This window comes from Gemmata sp. (assembly GCF_051859125.1).
Lineage (GTDB): Bacteria > Planctomycetota > Planctomycetia > Gemmatales > Gemmataceae > Gemmata.
This window is the reverse complement of sequence record NZ_JBHYGG010000287.1, coordinates 24,061-38,588: the sequence shown is the minus strand read 5'-3', so window position 1 is coordinate 38,588 and position 14,528 is coordinate 24,061. Positions and strand designations below refer to the sequence as shown.

Annotated in this window: 15 protein-coding genes; 5 read left to right on the top strand and 10 right to left on the bottom strand. The window is 70.0% G+C overall.

The features are described from left to right. Positions 1 to 169: 169 nt before the first annotated feature. From ACTIGN_RS29955 to ACTIGN_RS29935, 5 genes are all read right to left on the bottom strand, one after another. The gene (locus tag ACTIGN_RS29955; protein ID WP_439630847.1) at positions 170 to 2,698 is read right to left on the bottom strand and encodes a peptidylprolyl isomerase; all 2,529 of its coding nucleotides are present in this window, start codon (positions 2,696 to 2,698) and stop codon (positions 170 to 172) included. Between the two features lie 375 nt (positions 2,699 to 3,073). Beyond that, a complete protein-coding gene (locus ACTIGN_RS29950; protein WP_439630845.1) occupies positions 3,074 to 3,595 on the bottom strand; it encodes a hypothetical protein in 522 nt (173 codons plus the stop codon). Positions 3,596 to 3,625: 30 nt separating this feature from the next. Beyond that, complete coding sequence (locus ACTIGN_RS29945) at positions 3,626 to 4,642, bottom strand: hypothetical protein (protein ID WP_439630843.1); 1,017 nt, start codon at positions 4,640 to 4,642, stop codon at positions 3,626 to 3,628. Positions 4,643 to 4,647: 5 nt separating this feature from the next. Then, positions 4,648 to 5,232 (bottom strand): hypothetical protein, encoded by a 585-nt coding sequence (locus ACTIGN_RS29940; RefSeq protein WP_439630841.1) that lies wholly within the window; start codon positions 5,230 to 5,232, stop codon positions 4,648 to 4,650. Beyond that, a complete protein-coding gene (locus ACTIGN_RS29935) occupies positions 5,222 to 5,863 on the bottom strand; it encodes a sigma-70 family RNA polymerase sigma factor (protein WP_439630839.1) in 642 nt (213 codons plus the stop codon). Before ACTIGN_RS29935 ends, ACTIGN_RS29940 begins: the two co-directional genes overlap by 11 nt. A 147-nt stretch (positions 5,864 to 6,010) precedes the next feature. Here ACTIGN_RS29935 and ACTIGN_RS29930 point away from each other — a divergent pair, with 147 nt between their 5' ends. Beyond that, positions 6,011 to 6,616, top strand: a complete 606-nt coding sequence (locus ACTIGN_RS29930) for an HAD family hydrolase (protein WP_439630837.1) — start codon at positions 6,011 to 6,013, stop codon at positions 6,614 to 6,616. A gap of 126 nt (positions 6,617 to 6,742) precedes the next feature. Here the strand turns inward: ACTIGN_RS29930 and ACTIGN_RS29925 are convergent, their stop codons facing one another. The 4 genes from ACTIGN_RS29925 to ACTIGN_RS29910 form a co-directional block, all read right to left on the bottom strand. Continuing rightward, on the bottom strand, positions 6,743 to 6,961 hold the full coding sequence (locus ACTIGN_RS29925; RefSeq protein ID WP_439630835.1) for a hypothetical protein: 219 nt from the start codon (positions 6,959 to 6,961) through the stop codon (positions 6,743 to 6,745). 41 nt (positions 6,962 to 7,002) lie between these two features. Then, a complete protein-coding gene (locus ACTIGN_RS29920) occupies positions 7,003 to 8,310 on the bottom strand; it encodes a dicarboxylate/amino acid:cation symporter (RefSeq protein ID WP_439630833.1) in 1,308 nt (435 codons plus the stop codon). A 74-nt stretch (positions 8,311 to 8,384) separates the two neighbouring features. Then, on the bottom strand, positions 8,385 to 9,317 hold the full coding sequence (locus tag ACTIGN_RS29915) for a TIGR03067 domain-containing protein (RefSeq protein ID WP_439630831.1): 933 nt from the start codon (positions 9,315 to 9,317) through the stop codon (positions 8,385 to 8,387). A gap of 356 nt (positions 9,318 to 9,673) precedes the next feature. After that, positions 9,674 to 9,889, bottom strand: coding sequence for a hypothetical protein (locus ACTIGN_RS29910; RefSeq protein ID WP_439630829.1), 216 nt, complete (start codon positions 9,887 to 9,889; stop codon positions 9,674 to 9,676). Positions 9,890 to 9,991: 102 nt separating this feature from the next. Here ACTIGN_RS29910 and ACTIGN_RS29905 point away from each other — a divergent pair, with 102 nt between their 5' ends. From ACTIGN_RS29905 to ACTIGN_RS29890, 4 genes are all read left to right on the top strand, one after another. Then, entirely contained in the window at positions 9,992 to 10,999 is a 1,008-nt protein-coding gene (locus ACTIGN_RS29905; RefSeq protein WP_439630827.1) for a glycosyltransferase family 4 protein, read from the top strand. Between the two features lie 155 nt (positions 11,000 to 11,154). After that, the gene (locus ACTIGN_RS29900) at positions 11,155 to 11,787 is read left to right on the top strand and encodes a 2OG-Fe(II) oxygenase (RefSeq protein ID WP_439630825.1); all 633 of its coding nucleotides are present in this window, start codon (positions 11,155 to 11,157) and stop codon (positions 11,785 to 11,787) included. 114 nt (positions 11,788 to 11,901) lie between these two features. Further along, positions 11,902 to 12,333 (top strand): YkgJ family cysteine cluster protein, encoded by a 432-nt coding sequence (locus ACTIGN_RS29895; protein ID WP_439630823.1) that lies wholly within the window; start codon positions 11,902 to 11,904, stop codon positions 12,331 to 12,333. A gap of 193 nt (positions 12,334 to 12,526) precedes the next feature. Next, entirely contained in the window at positions 12,527 to 13,369 is an 843-nt protein-coding gene (locus tag ACTIGN_RS29890; protein ID WP_439630821.1) for a DUF1559 family PulG-like putative transporter, read from the top strand. A gap of 159 nt (positions 13,370 to 13,528) precedes the next feature. Here the strand turns inward: ACTIGN_RS29890 and ACTIGN_RS29885 are convergent, their stop codons facing one another. Continuing rightward, positions 13,529 to 14,521 (bottom strand): pseudouridine-5'-phosphate glycosidase, encoded by a 993-nt coding sequence (locus ACTIGN_RS29885; protein ID WP_439630819.1) that lies wholly within the window; start codon positions 14,519 to 14,521, stop codon positions 13,529 to 13,531. Between the last annotated feature and the right edge of the window lie 7 nt (positions 14,522 to 14,528).

Sequence of the window (14,528 nt, the reverse complement as noted above, 5' to 3'; positions counted from 1 at the left end):
CGAGCGCCGAGCGAGGGTCAACGTGAACCCTCGCTCGGCGCTCGGGCCCGGACCCGTCCACCGCGGTTCGGGTTCAATCGGACTCGGTACGAGTCCCCCGGTCGAGGTGAATCGCGCTTTTACCGGGGGACTCACGTCCCCCGCTCGCCCAAGACAAGAGCCCCGCGCGTCACGAGAACGCCACGGTGAACGCCACGTCGTCGAAGTCGGTCGCGCCCCCGTTGAGTTTGCCCATCGCGTGTACGGTGTAGGTGTTCGCGGCGGCCGCGGGCCGCGCCACCTTCTCCGGGCTGACGGTGCGCATGTGGAAGGCCTTGTCCGGGTTCGCGGCGGCGACCGAGAAGTACGCCACCCGTGACCCGGTGCCACTGTTCGTCGGGTTCGTTGAAGCGACCTGCGCCGCGGTCCCGCCGGGGACGAAGTAGAACATGAGGCTCTGGCCGCCGGCGAGCGCCAGCGGGGCGGCGGTGCCGACCGCGGCCCCCGGCGCGAACAGGACCCGGGCGCGGGCCAGGGCCGCCGCCGCGTACCCGGCGTCCCCGGGGTTCAGGGTGCCGATCTTGCCGGCCGCGTCGTCGGTCACGATCACCCCGACCTCGCCGCTCGCGGGCGCCCCGGTCCCGCCGCTCGCCCGCGTCGGCTTCAGCACCGTACCGGTCACCGTCGTCGTGCGGCCGGCCGCGGTCGGCACGGTCAGCGTCCCCGAGATCGTGTCGCCGGCCTTGCGGATCGTCACCACGAGGTCGTTGAAGTCGCGGTCGCCGCCGCCGGTGCCGTCCTCCCACCCCACGATCACCTGGCTCCGGCCCGCGTCCTCGGCCCCGGACACGTGGACCGCCTTGTCCGGGTTCGCCGCGGTGATGCTGAAGAACGCGACCGGCTTGCCCGGGGTGTTCGCGTTGGTCGGGTTCTGGGCCGTCACCTCCGCGCTCGTGCCGCCCTGGACGATGTACGTGACCAGGAAGTCGCCGCCGCTGAGCCCGACGTTCGACGACGCCCCGGCGGCCGTCCCCTTCGTGAACACGATCACCTTGCGGGCCATCGCGGCCGCGAAGTACCCCGCGTCGCCGGGCTTCAGCGCCCCGATCCGGCCCGTCGCGTCGTCGACCTTGATGTACCCGAACTCGCTCCGGGTGTTCGACTCGATCGCCGCGAGCTGGAACGTGACCGACTGCGGGGTGCCGATCACCCCCGGCACCGCGTACACGTTCGCCAGCGGCGGGGCGTAGGTGACCGTGAGCGGGGTGAGTTGCGTCGCGATCCCGGCGCTCGGGGTCGCCGTGCCGGCGATCGTGTTCGGCCCCACCTTGAGCAGGTTGGCCGGGATCGTGATCGTGTACTGCCCGACGGTGGCGGTCGGGGTCGCGTTGCCCGCCGAGATGCCGTTCACCGTGACCCGAACGGTCTGGCCGGAGGTGGCGAAGATGGTCAGCGTCGGCGTGTTGCTGCCCGTTACGTTGTCGTCGCTGAGCGCGCCGGTGTCGCTCGATGCGGCCAGGTCGAAGCTGCCCGCGACGTTCAGGTTCACCACCTGCGTGTCGACCGCCGAGGTCGCGTCCTTCACCCCGAGCTTCACCTGGAGCCCGCCGACGAAGTTGGCCGGCGGGGTGATGGTGACGCGGCCGGTCGCTTGGTCGATCTTCGACGTGACGGTGACGGCCGCGCCGGACGAGGCGTTCGTCACGCTCACGACCGAGTACGTCACCGGGTCGTTCTCCAGGTCGGTCGCGCTCACCTGGAACGTGACCCCGGTGCCGACGCTCGTCGTCTGGTCGGCAATCGGGTTGAAGAACGGCGGGTCGTTCACGGTGTCGGACGTGAACGTCACGCCGAAGCTGTCGCCGGTGCTCGACGCGCCGCCGTCGGCCGGGGTGACGGTGATCGTGGAGGTGCCGGTGAACGTCGCGGGGGCGGTGACCCGCAGCACGCCGTTCGGGTCGTTTTGCACCACCGCCGCGGCGGTGATGGTGACCGGGCTCAGCGGGGTGCCGCTCGCGGCGCTCTGCACCGGCGTGGACATGAGCTTGGCGAACGTGTCGAACCCGGCGACGAGCTGGCCGAAGATGGTGTGCTGGAAGTTCAGGTTCTGCGGCTGCTGCCCGAGGGTCAGGTCGGTGTCGGTGATGAAGAACTGCGAGTCGCCGGTGTCGTCGCCCGAGTTCGCCATCGCCAGCAGCCCGGGGCTGTTGAACGTCAGCCGGGTGGTGAACTCGTCGTCGATCTTCAGGCCCGAGCCCCCGGTCCCGTTGCCGTTCGGGTCGCCGCCCTGGGCCACGAACCCGTCGATGATCCGGTGGAACGTCAGGTCGTCGTAAAAGCCCTGGTTCACGAGCGCGACGATGCGCGCCGTGGTGGCCGGCGCGAGGGTGTCGAACAGCCGGAACGTGAGGTCGCCCTCGAACGCGGCCCCGCCCGCGGCCGTCCCCTTCACGCTCAGTTTCAGCGTGGTCCCGCCCGTCACCACCTCGGCCGTGACCTGCGCGTTGCTGCTCGCGGCGGTGTACGTGACGGTGCCGGTCGTGTTGGTGACCGTGAGTGGCACGTACAGGTCTTTGGTGTTGGGCGTCGTGAAGTCGCTGAGCGGCGCGAGCGTCGCCGGCACCTCGCGGCCCTCCAGCGCTTCGAGGCCGAGGCGGGTCCGGGTCGGGGAGGGGCGGCGCGAGGTCTTCGTGCGGGCGAACCGGTCTCCGAGGCTCATGCGAAACTCCGAGGTGCGTCAAGGTGCGGCGGCCCGCGGCGGGAGCTGGGTCCACAACCCGCGGAGGGCTTATTCGGTTTCCGGGGCGGTTCCGGTCACGGCCCCACAGAACCCTTGCGGGTCCGGACCGCGAACGCAACGGCGGCGCTCCGGAACGCCGCCCGCGGCACCGTCAGATTACGCCGACCGACCGGACCGCGCCACCAAACTACCCATCTTATCCAAAGACACTGGTCCGACAAACCGGCACAACCGGACGCGGCCCGGGAGGACGAACGGACTTGGCTCTGGTGGCACAGGCCTCTGGCCTGTGTTCGCCTTCACAGGCCAGAGGCCTGTGCCACCGGAACTGGGCACGGGGAGCGGGATAACGGCTCAGGACGCGGACCCGAGGTCCGGGTCGTCGGAGATTTCGGTCAGTTCGGGCGTGAGGGCCGATGCGTAGGCGGCGAGCGCCTCGCCGGCGGCCTCGCTGAACTCGCGGGTCTCGGCCGGGTCGAAGTCGAACCGGATCGCCCCGAACGGCTCGCGGGGGTCGATCCGCACGAACAGGTCGAGCCACATGCCGCCGAGTTGATATGTGAGCCAGCCGGCCTCCATCGGCTCGTACCGGGCCTCGGGCAGCCCGAAGTGAACGGTCATGTCGGGCCGCTCCGGGGTGACGAGCCGGGCGGCCTCGCGGACCGTGGGCTTGAGCAGCGGGAAGACGTCGTCCGGCGGCGGCGACAGCTCCCAGTCGCGGTCCTCGACGCGGTAGTACAGCAGGCCGCCGTCCTCGGTGAACCGGACCTCCATGCGCGTCGCGTGGTCGCGGATCGCGTTGAGGAGGATCACGTGGAGGTAGCGCCGGGCGTCCGACTCGGCGAGGAGCTGTTCGGCGGATTCGAATGCGAGCAACGGAACCTCGGGGTGTTCGCAACAATCGGGTCACTGGTCGTCGGGGGAGAACTCGACCGTCATCTCGTCGCCGGTGTCGTCTTCATCGGCGGGCGTCTCGGCAGCTACGGGTGCCTCGGTCTTCTCGGGAGCCACCCGCATGAAATCGATCCACAGCTGCGAGGAATCTTTTCGCGGGTCGAGGAACACGGCGAGATGGTCGGGCGGCAAGTCCTGACCCCAGCGAAGTTCCAACCAGCCGACGGCGGGCGCATCGAGGTCGCCCGATTCCGGACGAATCAGAACGGCGTGGCGCTCGATGACTCGCACCAACTGGGGCCAGACGAACGCCGGTGGCGAGACGAAATCATACCACTTATCGACGAAATACCCCGCCGACACTTCGTCCCCATTGGGGCGGATCTCCAACCTCCTTGCGCGATCACGAAAGCCCATCAGCAGCAGCATCATCAGGAACTTGGTTGGCGCGTGCATGTCAGCGTGAAACGGCATGCGCCTGCGGCCGAGGAATAGCCGCCAGTCTCCCCAGCGATTGATATTTCCGCATATCTGGAAGCGCGCCCTCGGGCCGCGCTGCTTGGTGTCATCTTCAAACTCGGTGTCTTCAAACTCCATCAGCTGTTCATCGCCCTTGGTGGTGCACCGGTCCAGCAAGCGCGCCGCGGGTCCGTGAAGGGCCGACGAAATCGGCAGCTCAACGGTGATCTGGTCGGTGACTTCACGTGGCTCGATGTGCGCGTGAACGACGAGTTGTCGTTCGCCGAGCTGGAGTGCCAGCGCCCCACCTCCGCCGACCAACTGTTTGAAGAACCGCGCCACACACCGAGCCGATGCGCTCGGGGGCGGGACGAGAACGTGCTTCACGCCCGAGATGAAGTAGCAACTCTCCGCACTCCAACTCGGGTTCTTCGGGTCGGGACCGAGCACCCACCGCGTGGCTTGATCCCGAATCGACATCGCGAACATCATCGCCAGGAACCGTCCGGGTCCGGTCCCCGGGCCGGGCTTCAAGTTGAGGTAATGCTCGACGTCGAAGATCGCCGGCATGGGGCTCACTCTCCGGCGGCAGGTGGCTTCGGAGCGTCTTCCGCGAACGCGGCTGGGACGGCCTTGCGGAGGGCGGCCTCCAGCCCCTCGAAGTCGCCGCCGGTCAGCAGGAACTCGGGGAGCAGCAGCGGCGTGGGGGCGAGGTCGTGCTCGATCCGGATCCGCGTGCTGCGGCCGTCGCTGCCCTTCACGGCCCGGATCGCAGCGAACGGCACCACGAGCGGCTGCGGCCCCGGCGCGTTCGGCGGCACGTTGCCCTTCGCGTCGGGCGGCGTCCCCCGCAGTTGCGGCGGCAGCACCAGCGCGTCTTTCGTGACGAACAACTGCTGCGGGTTGAGCACCTCGCGGACGCCCGACACCACCAGCACCCCGGCGAAGACCAGCGCCGGCAGGCCGACGACCGACAGCACGCACAGGAGCACGCCGAGCGGCAGCTGCCCGCCCTGGACCATCATCACGCCCGCGGGGAGCGTGGCGGCAGCGGCGCTGCCGATGACCGCGAGGAACGCGACGGCACACCCCTGCGCGGCGCAGCCGACGCGGAGCGGGTAGGCGTGCTCGACGACGAGTTGCACGGGCTCAGACGCCATCGGCCGGCTCCTGCCCGCCGGGCACCAGCACCGCCCGGAGCCGCCGCAGCGCCCGCAGGTAGCGCATCGACGCCGCGGCTTCGGTGAGCCCGAGCGCCGCGGCCGCCTCCTGGTTCGACAGCGCCTCGTGGTGCCGCATCAGGATCACCTCGCGGTCGTCGTCGGAGAGCTTGTCGATGGCGTCGGTGAGCTTGCGCTGGAGTTCGTGGCGGATGGCCTCGGACGCCGGCGTCGCGTCGGTGTCGATGAGCTGCGCGACGAGGGAGACGCTGGACTCGTCGGCCCACGCGGGGCGGGCGACGGCCTGCTCGCGGTCCACGCTGCGGCGCTGCGCGAGGCGGTGCCGGCGGTGCGTGTCGATGATGCGGTCCTGCGCGAGGTGCCGGAGCCACAGGTGGAACGGCATGTCCGGCTTCTTGAGGTACTCGGTGAGCCGCTGGCTGGCCTCGACGAGCACGTCCTGCACGATGTCGGACGCGTCGACGCGGCGCGCGACGGCCGGGTCGAGCCGCAGGTCGATGACCCGGCGGAGCGGGTCGCGGAACTCGGCGAGGAGCTTGTCGACGGCCCCGGACCCGCCGGCGCGGGCGTCGTCGAGCAAGCGGTCGGTCTCTTCCCGGTTGGGCCACATGAGGAGAATTGTAGCGGAACTCAGCGGAACAGGTCAGCAACCGAACACGAGAACCCGGGCAACTCGGGGCCATGTGAGGCGTCAAGTGCGACGTCGGAGCCCCGGCGGGCGGTTGATGTCACGGCCGGCGGCGCATACAGCAACCCCATGAGTACCACCCTCGTCTGGACCCCGCCGGCCGGCATCGCCGGTCTGATCTTCGACTGCGACGGCACCCTCGCGGACACCATGCCGGCCCACTACCGGGCGTGGACCGCGATGCTCGAACCGCACGGCATCCCGTTCCCCGAGCCGCGGTTCTACGCGATGGGCGGGATGCCCACGGCGCAGATCATCCGCGTCCTCGCCGCCGACGCGGGGGTGACCGTCGCCGACGTGGACGCGATGGTCCACACGAAGGAGCAGGCGTTCCTCACGTTCCTCGACGCGATCGTGGCCATCGAGCCGGTGGTGGCGATCGCGGCGGCGCACCGCGGGAAGCTGCCGATCGCGGTGGCCAGCGGCGGGTACCGCGACACGATCACCCGGACCCTCGACCGGATCGCGGTGCGGGACTGGTTCGACGCGCTGGTGACGGCCGAGGACACGGCCCGGCACAAGCCCGAGCCCGACGTGTTCCTCGAAGCGGCCCGGCGGCTCGGGGTGCCGGCGGCGGCGTGCGTGGTGTTCGAGGACACCGACATCGGCCTGGAGGCGGCCCGCCGCGCCGGGATGCACGGCGTCGACGTGCGGCCGTGGGTGACGCGGGGGTGACGAAGGGAGTCGAGTCACGAGAGCGAGTGGTGAGAAGCCCTCATCCGCGACTCGAACCCTCGTCGCGGGTGAAGGCGTGGCCTTCACCTGACACCAGCGACAACACGTTATTGCCGTTGCCTCTCGTTACTCAAGGCGCTTCTCCACCACAACACAGCACGCATCAGGATCGAGCGGCTCCTGACTCACAGCACCTTGCCGCTGAAGAGTAGCAACTTGCATTCGAAGGTCCTCGATCTCGGCCTGCATGCGGTTCATCTGCTTGGTCGGCACAAGGTAGGCGATCAACTGACCGTGTTCGTCGTGCAGCGTTAAAGTCTCTGAATCGGGAGCAAGAAGCGCCATTCTTTTCTCCTGTTCGGGTGCCCACCCATCGTACCGCGCGGTCACGCGGGCGGGGAAGCGGGGTCCGGGTCGGCCGTCTCGGTGCGGGCCACGATCACGACGGCCGACATGTCGCCGATGTTGTTCACGGTGGTCCGGCACATGTCGAGGATCCGGTCGATGCCCAGGATGAGGGCGATCGCGCCGGGCTCGACCCCGATCGACGCGAGCACGAGCATGAGCAGCGGGATCGAGCCGCCGGGCACCCCGGCCGCCCCGACCGCGGTGAGCACGCACAGGATCACCACGACGACCTGGTCCCCGAACGCGAGCGGCTCCGGGAGCATCACCTGGGCCAGGAACATCACCGTCACCCCCTCGAACAGCGCCGTGCCGGCCATGCACATGGTCGCGCCCAGGGGCAGCACGAACCCGGCGATCTTCATCGGGATCCCGAACTCGGTCTGGGCCACGCGGATGTTCGTCGGCAGCGTGGCGCTCGACGAACTGGTGCTGAACGCCGTCACCATCGACGTGCGGATCTTCCGGAAGAACACCCCCGGCCCCATCCCGGTGAGCGCCCACACGAACAGCGGGAGCACCACCAGCCCCTGGACCGCGAGCCCGGCCAGCACCACCGCGGCGTACTTGCCCAGCAGCGCGAGGAGCCCGAACCCGAACTGGGACGTGGTGCTGAAGATGAGGCAGAACACGCCGACCGGGGCCAGCTTCATCGCCACCATGATGATGAACACCATCAACTCGCCCACCGCCTCCAGGAACCGGGTCACGAGTTCGGCCCTGGGCGGGTCGAGCTTGGTGATGCCGACGCCGACGAGCAGCGCGAACGTGATGATGCCGAGCATCTCGAGGTTCGCCGCGGCCGCGAACGGGTTGCTCGGGACCACCTGCTTGACGAACTCCACGACCGTGAAGTCGGCCTTCTTCTTCTTGGCCGCGTCGCCGCCGTAGGTCTTCTGCAGGTCGGCGACGGTGTCCTGCGGCAGCCCCTCCCCGGGCCGCACCGCGTTCACCAGCACGATGCCGATCACCGCCGCGACGAAGCTGATGAGCAGGAAGTACCCGAGCGTCTTGGCGCCGACCCGGCCGACCGCCCCGAGGCTCCCGATCTGCGCGACGCCCACCGCGAGCGACGAGAACACGAGCGGGACCACGGTGACGAACAGGAGCCGGAGGAACACCTGCCCCACGGGCTCGGCGACGTTCGCGTTGACCCACCGCACCCACTCGGGCACCCGGGGCGGCGGGCCGGGCTCCACGAACGCGAGGTTCACCGCGCAGCCGGCGACGGCCCCGAGGACGAGGCCGGCGAGGATGCGGGTGTGGGGGACGGCGGCGGGGGCGGACATGAGCGCTCCGGGTTCGTGGCGAACCGGGAGCGTAAGCGACGGGGTGCGGAATCTCAAGCCCGACGGCGCGGCGGTCACGGCTTCGCGCGCTTGAGGACGAGGAGCGCGTCGATCCCGAGTTCCTTCGCGACGTCGGGCGGCCGCGGGTAGTCGAGCGAGAACGGGAGGCGGAGCGTCAGCGCGTCCCCCTTGAGTTCGTACACCCCGCGGATCAACTCGCCCTTTCGCGGGCCGGCGGCGACCGTCAGGTTCACGGCCGCGGGGGTCGCGAGCGGGTCCAGGTCCACGGTCAGCGCCTCCGCTTTGCCGGCCTCCTCCCACTTCACCCCCGCGTCGCCGAACGTCAGGCGGAAGTCTTTCGCGTCCGCGGCCGACAGCTCGTCCTGGTCGAACCGGCCGCTCTCGACGGTCCAGGTGCCGGCCAGTTGCTCGCGGGCCTCCTTGATCGCCTTGACCCGGGCCGCGTCCTCCGCCGGCTTCCGGGCGAGGACGAGCACGACGCGGTCGTCCCCGGCGGCGACGTCCTTGGGCCGCGCCGCCCGCGGGACCGCGAGGCACATCTTGAGGTGCTCGCCGTCGATCGCGTAGACGCCCAGCAGCGTCAACGTCTCCGGACCGGCCTTGAACTCGACGTCGATCGCCTTCGGGGTCGCCGCCGGGTCGAGCCGGAACGCCAGCGGCTGGGGCTTCGGTTCGTCGGTCTTCTCCCGGTCGCGGAGGATCGTGCCCAGCACGGGCCGCGCCGCCGGGGTCGTGCGCTTTCCGACCCGCCCGAAGGTGCTCACCTGGCTGCCGGTGAACAGCTTCGACGACAGCTCCGAGCCCTTGATGGTGACCCCCGCGTCGCGGTAGTCCATCCACGGGAGCGACCGCCCGAGGCCCGACACCGACACGACGTGCCACTCGCCCTGGAGCGCCTCCAGTTCCTTCTTGGCGGCGGCGTCCTTGTCGTCGGCCGCGAGGAACTGGAGGCAGCAGAGGCACGCGAGCAGGGTGAGCGGTTTCACGGCAGGGCTCCACGGGTTCGTCCGTCGCTCGAACACTCGTTGAAGGTACCCCGGGCCGCGGCCGCCCACCAACGAAAACGCCCCGGAGCGTCCGGGGCGTTACGTGCAGAGGATGCTGTGTGGTGAAATCCTCCTGGGATACGCAGGAACCGGCTGGCGGGCCGCCACGGAGGGCGGCCCCTACCAGACAGTTTGCCTTTGGTTTGTAGGGGCCGCCCTCCGTGGCGGCCCGCGTGAGGCGAACGATTCAACAGAGGCGAACGATTCAACAGAGCAACCAGAGGACATAAGCCCAGAGGACAGCAAGGCTACTTGCTTCCTGCTCTGCTGTCCTCTGCGATTCTGTCCTCTGGGCTTCACGATTTCTCTTCGTCGGGCTTGCGGCGGGTGCTGTCGTTGTCGAGGCGGTTGAGCGTGTCGCTGCGGTGCTTCCCGAGGTCCTCGTCGACGTGCGCGGCCTCCTCCGGGTTGTCGGTCAGGGACCGCTTCAGCTCCTGCCGCCGGTGCTTGTTGCCGCGCTTCTTGATGGCCCGCTTCGCCTCGCGGAGCTTCCGCTTGTCCGGGTCCGGCATAGTCTGTCCCTCTCGTAGGGCCGGCTGTGCCGGCCGGAGCGTCGCCGCTCGCCCCAATCACGGCCGGCACAGCCGGCCCTACTCGAAACTCAAACGCCGCGCATGGCACGCATCCTCATCGCGACCGACGCCTGGCACCCGCAAGTGAGCGGCGTGGTCCGCACGCTCGAAATGACGGCCCTCGTCCTGCGCGGGTGGGGCCACGTCGTCGAGATCGTCGAACCGACCGCGTACCCGTCGGTGCCCACCCCATTCTACCCCGAGATCCCCATCAGTTACCCCCGAACCGGGCGGGTCAACGAACGGGTGCTGAACTTCCGGCCCGACTACGTTCACATCTCCACGGAGGGGACGATCGGCCTGATGGTTCGCCAGTTTTGCCGCCGAATGCGGTGGGCCTTCACCACCTCGTACCACACGCGGTTCCCCGAGTACCTCAAGAAGCTCGCCCGCGTGCCCGAGTGCGTCACCTACCCGTTCCTGAAGTGGTTCCACGGCCCGGCGGGGGTCATGATGGTGGCGACGCCGAGCCTGGAGAAAGAGTTGGTCGCCCGCGGGTTCCGGCCGCCGGTCCACCGGTGGTCCCGCGGCGTGGACCTGGGCACGTTCCGCCCGCGGCCGAGGGTCGAGTCCGGGCACGCACGCCCGGTGCTGCTGTACGTCGGCCGGGTGTCGCACGAGAAGGGGATCGACGACTTCCTGAAGCTCAAGACGCCCGGCACGAAGGTGATCGTCGGCGACGGCCCGGCGCGCGCTTCCCTGGAGAAGCAGTACCCGGACGCAGTGTTCCTGGGGTACCGCTCGGGGCAGGCGCTCGGCGAGGCGTACGCGGCCGCGGACCTGTTCGTGTTCCCGAGCAAGACCGACACGTTCGGCGTGGTCGTGATCGAGGCGCTGGCGTCCGGGCTGCCGGTCGCGGCGTACCCGGTGACCGGCCCCGGCGACATCATCACCAACGAGAAGCTGGGCGCGACCGACCCCGACCTGGGCGCGGCCGTCGCCCGCGCCCTGGCGACCGGCGACCCGGCCGCGTGTGCCGCCGAGGGCGCGACCTACACCTGGGAAAGCTGCACGAAGCAGTTTCTCGCGAACATGGTGCCCCTCCGGTAGTGTCACCTTTGGGCGAGCGGCGCGAGCCGGCCGGTGCATTGGTGATTGGTGGGGCAGACATTCCTGTCTGCCTCCAACCGCTCTTGAGGTAGGCAAGAATGCCTGCCCCACCAGGGACCACCGGAACACTTCCCCGCTCGCCCGGAGACGCACCCATGCGCAAAGAGTTCCTCGCCGAGCGCGACGACCTGTTCGTGGTTCACGAGTTCCTGTCGCCGGAGGAGTGCGCCCGTTACATCGCCCGCACCGAGGGCGTGGGCTACGGCGACGCGCCGATCTCCACGATGAGCGGCCCGGTGATGCGGAAGGACATCCGCAACAACGACCGCGTGATGATCGACGACCCACTTCTCGCCGCCGAGATGTGGGAGCGGCTGCGCAACTTTTTCCCCGAGTGGGCGCGGTTCTGGGTCCCGGTCGGGCTGAACGAGCGGTTCCGGTTCTACCGCTACGACCCCGGGCAGCAGTTCGACTGGCACTTCGACGGCCGGTACGAGCGGTCCCCGACCGAGCACAGCGCGTTCACGTTCATGATCTACCTGAACGGCTACGTCGCCGGCGGCGCGACCGAGTTCAACATGAAGTCGTCCGGCGTCATTCGCAACGGCGACCCGGTGCTCCGCGTCCAGCCCGAGGAGGGTAAGGCGCTGGTGTTCCCGCACAAGATCCTGCACCGCGGCGCACCGGTCGCCGACGGCCGAAAGTACGTCATGCGGACCGACGTGATGTGCCGGTGGGCGGACCTGAAGCAGCACCCCGCCGCGAAGGACAGCGACGCGATCGCGTGACTCGGCGAGCGGGGGGCGTGAGGCCCCCGAGTGAAGTGCGAGGAGGAGAACTCGGGGGGCTCACGCCCCCCGCTCGCCGGGCCGTACAATCCTCCTGACGCCCCGGAGGACGCCGTGAACGAGCAACCCGCACCGCCCGACGAGCCGTGGTACGCCGACGGGCTCGCGTTCGAGTGTACTCGGTGCGGCAAGTGCTGCACCGGCGAGCCCGGGTACGTCTGGGTCACCGACGACGAACTCGCCGCCATCGCCGCGTTCCTCCGCGAGCCGGTCGGCGAGGTCCGGGCCGTCCACACCCGCCGGACCCGCGGCCGCGTCACCCTCCGCGAGCGGGCCAACGGGGACTGCAACTTTTGGGACGCGAAGAAGGGCTGCACCATCTACCCCGTGCGGCCGCCGCAGTGCCGCACCTGGCCGTTCTGGGACTCCAACGTCGCCACGCCCGAGGAGTGGGAGCACACCCGCGACGTGTGCCCCGGGGCCGGCCAGGGCGACGTGATCCCGGTCGAGGAGATCAGCCGCCGGCTCAAGGTCATCAAGATGTGAAGTCCCGGTGCGCCGCTGTTCGCCCGCGGCCGCCCGGGATACGCTGTCGGTTCGCCCGCCCGCGGCTTCGCCTCAAAATTCGAAGCACGAAATTCGAAGCACGAACCAGACCGTGGCCCGGCTGCTTCGTTCGTGCTTCGTACTTCGAATTTTGGATTTGTTGGCGCGGCCCCGCCCCGTGGAGGCTCCACCCGTGCCGAAGGTCGTCCCCGCTCTCATCGCCGCGCTCCTCGTCGCGGTCCCGGCGTGCAAGAAGAAGCCCGCCGCCACGCAGCCCGACGCGACCCCGGCCCCGCCGCCGAAGCCGGCGCCGGCCCCGGGCCAGTCCGGCACCGGCACCCCGCCGGCCCAGCCGTTCGACCCGTCGCTCCCGACCCCGCCGACCCAGCGGCCGCTGTACAACTTCCAGATCACCGTCGCCGCCGGCCGCACCGCCGAGTTGGAGCACCTCAAGCAACTCGGGCTCGCGTTCCACGGTGCCAGCGACGCGAGCGGCGGCTTCCCCGCGGGGGTCGTCGACGCGAGCGGGAAGGTCGGGCTGAGCTGGCGGGTCGCGCTGCTGCCGTACCTCGAGCAGGACGCGCTGTACCGCCAGTTCAAGCTCGACGAGCCCTGGGACAGCGCCCACAACAAGAAGCTCATCCCCCAGATGCCGAAGCTGTACGCGCCGGGGAACACGAACACCTTCGGGTACACGTTCCTGCGGTCGTTCTCGGGGCCGGGCACGGTGATGCCGGTGCCGCCGAAGCTGCCCGCCGCCGGCAAGGTGATCGTCGGCGTGGCCCCGCCGATCATCACCGACGGCGCATCGAAGACGCTGCTGGTCGCCGAGGCCTACGACCCGGTCATCTGGACCAAGCCCGACGAGCCGTTCTCGGCCGCGGCCCCCCCGCGGCTGGGCGGCGGCGTGTACGGGAACGGCTTCTGCGCGCTGTTCGCCGACGCTTCGGCCCGGTTCCTACCGACGAACATCCCGCCGGCCGACATCAGCAGCCTGATCCAGACCAACGACGGCCGCGCCGTGAACCTGCCGTGAGGCGGAACCGATGAAACGAAGCGATGGCACGCGGACGACGCGGACAAAAGCCGGGATCGAGACCCGATCAGACAGAACGGGATTCCGATCCGATCCTCTTCAATCCTGCGTTTGATCCGCGTCGTCCGCGTGCCATCGCTTCGTACCGCCCACACGGGTTCACGACCTCGCCAACTCCACCGCCACTTCCGCCGCGAGCGTAGCGTTCGCCACGATCAGCGCCCGGTTCGCCACGAGCGTGCGGCCGCCGCTCAGCTCCGCGAGCCGCTTCAGCAGGAACGGCGTGACCCGCGGGCCGCTGACGCGGGCATCTTGCGCGTCCCGCTCGGCCTCGCACAGCCACTCGTGGAACTCGGCCGCGGGGATGGCCGCGGCGTCCGGGCACGGCCGCGCCAGCACCGCCCCGCCCCCGCCCATGCGGACGTGCGCGGCGAACGCCGCCGCCGCCTCGGCGGGCGATTCGACCCGCGCCGACACCGGTAACGTCGCGGCCGCGACGTAGAACGCCGGGAACTCGTCGGTCCGGTAGCCGAGCACGGGCACGCCGAGCGTCTCCAGGATTTCGAGCGTCCGCGGCAGGTCGAGGATGCTCTTCGCCCCGGCGCACGCGACCAGCACCGGCGTGCGGGACAGTTCCGTCAGGTCGGCGGAGATGTCGTCGCAAGCGGCGAGCGTTGGGGGGCCAGCGGCAAGCGGCAGGGGATCGGAAGTGCGGCCTTGAACTCCGGACTCCGCACTCCGCGTTCCGAACTCGGCTCGGTGCGCGCCGCCGATGCCGCCGGTCGCGAACACCCGCACCCCGGCCGCGTGCGCCAGGGCCATCGTCGCCGACACGGTTGTCGCCGCGAGCCGCTTCAGCCCGACGGCCGCGCCGAGGTCGCGGCGGCTCGCCTTCAGCACGCCCTTCGCCTGTGCGAGTTCGGACACCTGGTCGTCGGTGAGCCCCACGGTCGGGACGCCGTGCCAGACGGCGACGGTGGCGGGAACGGCCCCGGCGGCGCGCACGGCGGCCTCGGCCTCGCGGGCGACTTCGAGGTTCGTCGGCCACGGGAGCCCGTGCGCCACGAGCGTCGATTCGAGCGCGACCACGGGCCGGCCGGAAGCGAGTGCCTCACGAACTTCAGGAGAAACGGTCAGCCACGGCTCGATCATCGCGTTC

Coding starts and splice junctions, on each gene's coding strand:
- ACTIGN_RS29885 (WP_439630819.1), bottom strand. CDS start 14,521: ATGATCGAGCCGTGGCTGACCGTTTCTCCTGAAGTTCGTGAGGCACTC.
- ACTIGN_RS29935 (WP_439630839.1), bottom strand. CDS start 5,863: ATGTGGCCCAACCGGGAAGAGACCGACCGCTTGCTCGACGACGCCCGC.
- ACTIGN_RS29940 (WP_439630841.1), bottom strand. CDS start 5,232: ATGGCGTCTGAGCCCGTGCAACTCGTCGTCGAGCACGCCTACCCGCTC.
- ACTIGN_RS29925 (WP_439630835.1), bottom strand. CDS start 6,961: ATGGCGCTTCTTGCTCCCGATTCAGAGACTTTAACGCTGCACGACGAA.
- ACTIGN_RS29945 (WP_439630843.1), bottom strand. CDS start 4,642: ATGCCGGCGATCTTCGACGTCGAGCATTACCTCAACTTGAAGCCCGGC.
- ACTIGN_RS29910 (WP_439630829.1), bottom strand. CDS start 9,889: ATGCCGGACCCGGACAAGCGGAAGCTCCGCGAGGCGAAGCGGGCCATC.
- ACTIGN_RS29955 (WP_439630847.1), bottom strand. CDS start 2,698: ATGAGCCTCGGAGACCGGTTCGCCCGCACGAAGACCTCGCGCCGCCCC.
- ACTIGN_RS29920 (WP_439630833.1), bottom strand. CDS start 8,310: ATGTCCGCCCCCGCCGCCGTCCCCCACACCCGCATCCTCGCCGGCCTC.
- ACTIGN_RS29900 (WP_439630825.1), top strand. CDS start 11,155: ATGCGCAAAGAGTTCCTCGCCGAGCGCGACGACCTGTTCGTGGTTCAC.
- ACTIGN_RS29905 (WP_439630827.1), top strand. CDS start 9,992: ATGGCACGCATCCTCATCGCGACCGACGCCTGGCACCCGCAAGTGAGC.
- ACTIGN_RS29930 (WP_439630837.1), top strand. CDS start 6,011: ATGAGTACCACCCTCGTCTGGACCCCGCCGGCCGGCATCGCCGGTCTG.